This is a genomic window from Streptomyces xiaopingdaonensis, from assembly GCF_000262345.1.
Lineage (GTDB): Bacteria > Actinomycetota > Actinomycetes > Streptomycetales > Streptomycetaceae > Streptomyces > Streptomyces xiaopingdaonensis.
Window position 1 is genome coordinate 74,839 of record NZ_AJTQ01000370.1, and the last position, 7,912, is coordinate 82,750.

Here is a 7,912-nt window from a genome sequence, read left to right on the forward strand (position 1 = left end):
ACCCTATCCTGTCTTCGGTCAGCGCGGCCCTCCCTCACAGCACGGCCGCACGGCCGGGCGACCGGCCCGGCAGGACGGTCCGGGGGCTCAGCGGTCCCGGTTGAAGCGCGTGGTGATCCACAGCAGCAGGAGCAGCGCGAACAGGGCGCCGAAACCGGTGAGAAGCGGGTTGAGGCTCTCGTGCTCACCGCCGTGCCCCTCGGAGGCGAGCACGGTGAGGGCGTCGTGTGCGGTGCTGGGCAGAGTCATCGTCGCGGACCCATCCAAGTCTCGTAGGGGCGTGCGCAGGTCGTACGGCAGCGCGGCCGGTTACGACCGCGCAGGCTCATGGTAAGCGTGGCCCCTCGGCCGGCTCACGCCGACTCAGTTCATCGGGCCGGAGGGCGGGGCGGCGGGAACGCCCGTACCGCCGCGGCCGTTGTGCGAAGACGGCCGGGAAGGTGCAACTCCTCGGCACAGCAGGGCGTCTGCACCTAACGTGGACGGCCGACGCGGAGGGGACATCACATGACGCAGCACAGCGACAGCACGCCTGGCGGAGGTTCCGAGGAGAATCCCGAGCGCCTCCCCGGCCGGGAGCGCCGGAGGTTCCCCGGCATCTCCTCGCGTGCGTACGAGCACCCGGCGGACCGCTCGGCGCTCGTGGCGCTCCGGAAGCTCACGGGGTTCGACTCCGTCTTCAAGTCGCTGAGCGGCCTGCTGCCCGAGCGCAGCATGCGCCTGCTCTACCTCTCGGACTCGGTCCGCGTCTCGCCCGAGCAGTTCGCGCACCTCGACGTCATGCTCAGGGACGCCTGCTACATCCTGGACCTTGAGAAGGCCCCCGCGATGTACGTCACCCAGGACCCGAAGCCCAACGCCATGTGCGTCGGGATGGACGAGCCGGTGATCGTGCTCACCACCGGGCTCGTCGAGCTCCTCGACGAGGAGGAGATGCGCGCCGTCGTGGGCCACGAGGTGGGGCACGCCCTCTCGGGCCACGCGGTCTACCGCACGATACTTCTCTTCCTCACCAGCTTCGCGCTCAAGATCGCCTGGATCCCGCTGGGCAACGTGGCCGTGATGGCGATCGTCACGGCGCTGCGCGAGTGGTTCCGCAAGTCGGAGCTGTCGGCCGACCGCGCCGGACTCCTCGTGGGGCAGGACCTCGACGCCTCGATGCGCGGCCTGATGAAGCTCGCGGGCGGCAACCACCTGCACCGGATGAACGTCGACGCGTTCCTCGCCCAGGCCGACGAGTACGAGGCCGGCGGCGATGTGCGGGACTCCGTCCTCAAGGTCCTCAACGTGCTGCCGCGCAGCCACCCCTTCACCACCGTGCGCGCCGCCGAGCTGCGGAAGTGGGCCAAGAGCCGGGACTACCAGCGGCTCATGGACGGCCACTACGACCGCCGCGCCGACGACGCGGAGGCCTCCTTCTCCGACTCCTTCCGCCAGAGCGCGGAGCACTACTCCGAGACGGTGCGGAACAGCAAGGACCCGCTGCTGGGCCTCGTGAAGGACATCGCGGGCGGCGCCGGCGACCTCGGCGGCAAGCTCCGCGACACCTTCACGGGGCGGGGCGGCGGCAAGGGCGAGGCGGACGGCGGCACTACGGGGAAGGGTTCCTAGGGCTCGGCTGGGCGTTGGCCGCGAGCGCTCCGCACGTAGGGACGGCCGAGCGTCCGTCGGCGTACGGGTTGGTCCCCGCGGGGCCGTCCTCCTTCGCCTTCTCGCCGGCGAGGAGCGGGACGAGGGTGTCGGAGGGGTCGGCGGAGCACGGCAGCGGGCCCGCGCGCATCGAGACCTGGCGCACGCTGAGTTGGTGGTCCCGGAGATCCTCGCGGGTGAAGTGGAAGCGGACCTCGCGGCGCACGGTGAAGAGCGACGCCGCCTCCTCCGCACCGTCGCCGGCGGGGCGTACGGCGTAGGCGAAGACGTGGTCTGCGGTGACCTCCAGCGCGGCGGGACCCGCCTCCTTCACGTCGAGCGTGCCGTCGACCCGTACCCGGGGATCGGCGAGGGCGGTCTTCTCCGGGTCGAACCGGACCATCCAGCCGGTGGCCGCGTAGCTGCCGTCGTTGCGGGGGCTCTCCAGGCTCTCGTCGAACTGCCGCTGCTGGCCCGGGTCGAGGAGCAGCCGCACGGGGCGGGCCGCGCCTCCCGTGAGGACCTCCGGGTCGAGGGAGCTCTCGACGACGTAGTCCTTGGCGCTGGTGAGCGCCGTGAGGACCTCGCTCTCCGAGAAGTGCTCGCTGCGCCGGGCCGGCGGCAGCGTCACGCCGTCGGCGCCCGAGCGGAACTCGGCGGCGGGGCTGTTCGCGAAGAGGTCCTCGGCCTCGGCCCCCGGGACCGCGTCGCGGGGCGCGAGCGGCAGCAGCGAGATACGCATCGGCTCGGCCGCCGGCTGCGGGGGCGAGTGGTACGGGTTGCGGATGCCCATGTAGATGGCGGTGCCGAAGGCCATCGCGATGAGCAGGCAGAGCAGGACGCCCTGCTTGGAGAAGGTGAGCCCCGTCTTCCGCTCAGCGGCCGGACGGCTGCGCACCGCTGCGTGCGAGTCGTCGGCGATCCGCTCCTGTGCGGAGTACTCCTGGAGCCGTGCAGCCTGCACGAACGACTCGTCGAAGACGAGCGCTCCGTACTCTTCGTCACCGCCTGTGGGGCCCCCGCTCTCCGGCGCCCCATCGGGCGGATCTTCGCGCCCGGACATAAGAACAGAGTAGGTCCGGTGCACGCGTCGTGACCGGCCGGCTGTGGACAACTTGCGGAAATCACGGATCTTTTCGGTACCGGACGTGGCGAGCCGCACCTTTCCCGCAGGCGGCAAGGGGCGTACGACCGGGGCGGAGTGCGAGGGTCCGCTCCGACGCGGGGACCGCGAGGAGCGGATTCACCGATTCGCGCTATCCGTGTCCTGGCTCCGCCGTGGCCGGCGCCTCCTCGGGCCGGGTCGAGTGGAGGTTGCCCGGCAGGTCCTCGGAGGACTCGATGTCGGCTGTCGCGGGCGGGGGTTCGGGGTCGTCGCGCTGGGCGGCGGCGCCCCGGTAGACGGCACTGAACGCCAGGGCGACCACGCCGATGCCCATCACGACGGCCAGCACCCACGCCACGGGGCGCTGCCAGCGGCCGTGACCGCGGTACGGGCGGGCCGACGCCGGTGGGCCGGAGGCGGACGGGCGGCCGTAGCCGTAGTCGGCGCCGTGCTCGTACGCCTCCAGGTCCGGCGGGAGGCCGGAGCGCAGGTCCGGGTGGAAGCCGGGGCCGAAGTTCTCCGGGCGCGCGAAGCGGACTTGGCGCTCTGCCTCCGGGTCGGGCTCCTCGCCGTCGGCCAGGGCGTCGTAGTCGTCGTAACCCGGGGGGTCCTCCCACGGATAGCGGGGCTCCTCCGGGTCCTGGTGCGGCTGCGCCGAGGTGAGCATGCGCTCGGCGGCCGTCGGCTCGTGGACCTCGGCGGCACGCACGAAGTCCTCGTCGAAGACCACGGTGGCGAACTCTTCGTCCGCATTCCCGTGGTGGCGGTACTCGGGCTCCTCGCCGTCCGGGAACGGCCTGCCCCCCACGTCGTCCGGCACGGGATCCAGCGTAGACCTATACGGTCAATTTGGGCAGTGAGCGCAGGAATTCAACCGCGGATGTGGCCGTCGCCCGTGACGACGTACTTGGTCGACGTCAGCTCGGGGAGGCCCATGGGCCCCCTGGCGTGGAGCTTCTGCGTCGAGATGCCGATCTCGGCGCCGAAGCCGAACTCGCTCCCGTCGGTGAAGCGGGTCGAGGCGTTGACCATCACGGCGGTGGCGTCGACGAGGGCGGTGAAGCGGCGGGTGGCCGCGGTGTCGCGGGCGACGATCGCCTCGGTGTGGCCCGAGGTGTGGGCGCGGATGTGCTCGACGGCCGCGTCCAGCGAGGGGACGACGGCGGCGGCGAGGTCGTAGGAGAGGTACTCCGTCGACCAGTCCTCGGGCGTGGCGGGGACGACGGCCGGGTCGGCGCGCTGCCAGCGCTCGTCGCCGTGGACGGTGACGCCGGCCTTGCCGAGCGCCTCGGCCGCGCGCGGCAGGAACGCGTCGGCGATCTCCTCGTGGACGAGGACCGTCTCCGCCGCGTTGCAGACGCTGGGGCGCTGCGCCTTGGAGTTGACGACGATGCCGACGGCCGTCTCGACGTCTGCCGAGGCGTCGACGTAGACGTGGCAGTTGCCGACGCCCGTCTCGATCACGGGCACCGTGGACCCCTCGACGACGGTGCGGATCAGCGAGGCACCGCCGCGCGGGATGAGGACGTCGACGAGGCCGCGGGCGCGCATCAGCTCCTCGACGCTCTCCCGGCTCTCCCCGGGGACGAGCTGCACCGCGTCGGCCGGGACGCCTGCCGACGCGACCGCCTCCCTGAGCACCTCGACGAGCGCACTGTTCGAGGCGTACGCCGAGGACGAGCCGCGGAGCAGAACGGCGTTGCCGGACTTCAGGCACAGCGCTGCCGCGTCGACCGTGACGTTGGGCCGCGCCTCGTAGACGATGCCGACGACGCCGAGCGGCACCCGGACCTGCCGCAGCTCCAGGCCGTTGGGGAGGGTCGAGCCGCGCAGCACCTCGCCGACCGGGTCGGGGAGGCCCACGACGCGGCGTACGTCGGCGGCGATGCCGGCGAGGCGCTCGGGGGTGAGCGTGAGCCGGTCGAGGAGCGAGGGCTCGGTGCCGGCGGCCTCGGCCTTCGCGACGTCCTCCGCGTTCGCCGCGGTGATCCTCGGCGTCCGCGCGACGAGGGCCTCCGCGACCGCCTCCAGGGCCGCGTCCCGCACGCTGCGGGGCAGCGGCGCCAGCTCGGCTGCTGCCTCCTTGGCACGGCGGGCGGTGGCGAGCACGGGCGACGGCTGCTGCGTGGCGGTCATGTCCCCAGCGTAGCCAGGCCGGTGCGGGCGTCCGGCCGCGCGTCCGCTTCCCGAGACGGGGCCGGCGACCGGACGTCGACGCCGACTCGGCGCGCGGGCACGGGCGAACGCGGAGCGTCAGAACGGGTGGACGCCCACCGGCACGGCCGGCGGCGGTCCGTACCCCTCGGCGACCCGCTGGTGGTAGGTCTCCCGGCCGATCACCTCCAGGCCGACGATCTCCCACGGCGGAAGCTTCGCCGAGGCACGGTGCTCGCCCCACAGCCGCAGCGCCACGGCAGCCGCGTCGTGGAGGTCGCGGGCCTCCTCCCAATACCTGATCTCCGCATGGTCGTTGGCGTATCGGCTGGTGAGGAGGAAGGGATGGTCGTGCGCGAGCTGCTCAAGCGCGCGTCTGACCTCCTTGAGCGGTGCGTCGGCACCGGCGACGCTGAGCGTGATGTGCCACAGCCGGGGCTCCGGCCGAGGCTGCGGCACGGTGCTCTCCTCCGGCCGGGAGGACCCCATCTCGACGCTGGCCAGTCGTCTCACCGGCGGCCTCCTGAGAATGGTGCGAAGGGGGTGGGGAGGCGCTGCGCCCTGCGGGCGGCACGCTCCTGGTTCCGCAGCCGCCGCACGCTCGGGCGGCTCCACCTCAAAGTTGACCAGCCCGAGCGCCCCCGTGGGGCGGTTTTCCTGAAGGTGTCCGCGGAAACGCCGCTCTTTGACCGGTCTCGTGCGGAGGTTGGCGCACCAGCCTGAACACCAGTCCCTGCACCGAGCACTCGCACCCGACCGCCGGCGTGCGCCCGGGGGCGCGCCCGAGCGCACGGTCGCTACGTACCCGAGCGCCCCGCAGTGCTACGAAGCGAGCAGCACGAGGTCGTCCCGGTGGACGACCTCCCGCTCGTACTCCGGGCCCAGCTCTCTCGCCAACTCGCCCGTGGAGCGGCCGAGAAGCTGCGGCAGCTCCTTGGCGTCGAAGTTCACCAGCCCCCTGGCCACCGGACGGCCCGCCTCGTCCCGCAGCTCCACCGGGTCGCCGGCCGAGAAGGCGCCGTGCACCGACGCGATCCCCGCGGCGAGGAGCGAGGTGTGCCGCTCGACGACGGCCTCCACGGCACCGGCGTCGAGCGTCAGCGCACCCAGCGGGGTGGAGGCGTGCGCGAGCCAGAGGAGGCGGCCGGCCGCGCGGCGGCCCGTGGGGTGGAACCAGGTGCCGGTGGGACGGCCCGCCAGCGCGTCGGCCGCCTGCGCGGCCGAGGTGAGGACGACGGGCACGGCTGCCGCCGCCGCGATCCTGGCGGCCTCCACCTTCGTCGCCATCCCCCCGGTGCCGACGCCGGACCGTCCGACGCCGCCGACCTCGACCCCGGCGAGCTCGGCGGCGCCCGCCACCTCGGCGATGCGGCGCGAGTCCGGCCTGGCCGGGTCGCCGTCGTAGAGGCCGTCGATGTCGGAGAGGAGAACGAGGAGGTCGGCGCGGACGAGGTGGGCGACGAGGGCCGCCAGCCGGTCGTTGTCGCCGAAGCGGATCTCGGCGGTGGCGACGGTGTCGTTCTCGTTGACGATCGGGACCGCGCCCATCGACAGCAGTTGCTCCAGGGTGCGGTAGGCGTTGCGGTAGTGGGAGCGGCGGCTGGTGTCGTCCGCCGTCAGGAGCACCTGGCCGACGCGACGCCCGTACCGCGCGAACGAGGCGGTGTACCGCGCGACGAGCAGCCCCTGCCCGACGCTCGCCGCCGCCTGCTGACGGGAGAGGTCGCGCGGGCGCTTGGCGAGGCCGAGCGGTGCGAGCCCCGCGGCGATGGCGCCCGAGGAGACGAGGACCGTCTCCTTGCCCTCCGCGAGGGCGCGGCCCGCGAGCGCGTCGACCAGGGCGTCCACCCTGTCCGCGTCGAGGCCGCCGGCGGCCGTGGTGAGCGAGGAGGAGCCGACCTTGACGACGATCCGCCGCGCGTCTGCCACCTCCTGCCGCAGACCTGCCACCGCGTCCGTGCTGCTGTCACTGTGTGTTGCGCCTGTCACTCTCGTCGGTGCTCCCGCCGTGGTGGATGCGGACCGCGCTGCGGCGGGTCCTCCTCCTCGCCGTCCTCGCGCAATCCCTCCGGCAATCTACGTCAGTGCAGGTCGCGGATGCGCATCGATTTCGGGTGACGAAGAGGTGAGCATCGTTACCTTTGCGCCGCCTCGACCGCGGCACAGAGCGGGCGCGGGGCGGGGGAAGATTGTCACTGGGGCTGCCCGCGTCATACGGTCAGGTCCTCTCGGCCCGCTCCTGTGGACGGGCTCGACATATATCCGCAGAAACCACACAGAACAACTCGAATTCAGCCAGAAAACTCTCGATTCTCCTGCCAGGAGCCCAGCCCGTGCCCTCTGCCGGACTCTCATCCCGACGCGTCGTCCAACTGGCGGCGCTGCTCGCGCTGGCGGTGTTCTACGCCGCGCAGCTCGCGGGCGCCCTGCTGCCGAACGTGCCGGTCTTCATCGCCGCCTCGCTCGCCGGCCTGGCGCTCGACCTGTACCTCACGCACCGGCAGCCCGGCCTGCTCGCGCTGCTCGGCAAGGTGAGGTTCGACGTCACCACCCGCCAACTGCTGCGCGACATGCTCGTGGTGATCGGCCTCGTCCGCATCCCGGAGGTGCCGCCCGGCGTCGAGCGACCGCTGACGCTGCTCCTCCTCGTCGCCTACGCCGCGCACTTCCTGTGCCAGGCCGTCGCCCAACTCGTACGGCGCACCCGGACGTTGCCGATCGTGACGCGGAACATCGACACCTCCGCGCTGCGGCTCACCAAGGCGCCGCCCCGCCTGCTGCTGCGGCAGCCGAGCCGCCGCCTGCTGAGGTTCTCGGTGCCCGGCACCATCGGCGTCGTGCTCTCCGCCGGGCTCTCGGCCGAGACTTGGGGGTATCTCGGCGTCGGCTGCACGCTGCTCCTCTCCCTCGGCAGCGCGTGCTACCTGGGCCTGTGGCTGCTCCCCAAGCGCCGCGCCGTGAGCGAGGCGAAGGTGTGGGAGTGGTTGGATGCGTGGTTGGGGGAGTATCGGCCGACGGTGGGGA

At 72.7% G+C, this 7,912-nt stretch carries 7 protein-coding genes and 1 pseudogene; 2 read left to right on the forward strand and 6 right to left on the reverse strand.

Annotation, left to right across the window (positions count from 1 at the left end):
• Window positions 1-87: 87 nt before the first annotated feature.
• Window positions 88-249 carry a hypothetical protein gene (locus UWG_RS33445; RefSeq protein ID WP_016910626.1) on the reverse strand — a complete coding sequence of 54 codons (162 nt, stop codon included), beginning with the start codon at window positions 247-249 and terminating at the stop codon, window positions 88-90.
• Between the two features lie 258 nt (window positions 250-507).
• Between UWG_RS33445 and UWG_RS0128615 the strand changes: the two genes are divergently transcribed.
• The gene (locus UWG_RS0128615) at window positions 508-1,611 is read left to right on the forward strand and encodes a M48 family metallopeptidase (RefSeq protein WP_016910627.1); all 1,104 of its coding nucleotides are present in this window, start codon (window positions 508-510) and stop codon (window positions 1,609-1,611) included.
• Here the strand turns inward: UWG_RS0128615 and UWG_RS0128620 are convergent.
• The 5 genes from UWG_RS0128620 to proB all read right to left on the reverse strand — a co-directional run bounded on the left by UWG_RS0128620 (window position 1,592) and on the right by proB (window position 6,817).
• Window positions 1,592-2,692, reverse strand: coding sequence for an SCO2583 family membrane protein (locus tag UWG_RS0128620; protein ID WP_016910628.1), 1,101 nt, complete (start codon window positions 2,690-2,692; stop codon window positions 1,592-1,594). The genes UWG_RS0128615 and UWG_RS0128620 overlap by 20 nt on opposite strands.
• Before the next feature lie 193 nt (window positions 2,693-2,885).
• On the reverse strand, window positions 2,886-3,554 hold the full coding sequence (locus tag UWG_RS0128625; RefSeq protein ID WP_016910629.1) for an SCO2584 family spore wall biosynthesis protein: 669 nt from the start codon (window positions 3,552-3,554) through the stop codon (window positions 2,886-2,888).
• 50 nt (window positions 3,555-3,604) lie between these two features.
• Complete coding sequence (locus UWG_RS0128630; RefSeq protein WP_016910630.1) at window positions 3,605-4,870, reverse strand: glutamate-5-semialdehyde dehydrogenase; 1,266 nt, start codon at window positions 4,868-4,870, stop codon at window positions 3,605-3,607.
• Between the two features lie 117 nt (window positions 4,871-4,987).
• On the reverse strand, window positions 4,988-5,392 hold the full coding sequence (locus tag UWG_RS0128635; RefSeq protein WP_420235652.1) for a hypothetical protein: 405 nt from the start codon (window positions 5,390-5,392) through the stop codon (window positions 4,988-4,990).
• Window positions 5,393-5,710: 318 nt separating this feature from the next.
• Entirely contained in the window at window positions 5,711-6,817 is a 1,107-nt protein-coding gene (gene proB / locus UWG_RS0128640; RefSeq protein WP_016910632.1) for a glutamate 5-kinase, read from the reverse strand.
• Between the two features lie 404 nt (window positions 6,818-7,221).
• Here proB and UWG_RS0128645 point away from each other — a divergent pair.
• Window positions 7,222-7,912 (forward strand): annotated as a pseudogene (locus UWG_RS0128645) (hypothetical protein); the annotation flags it as partial.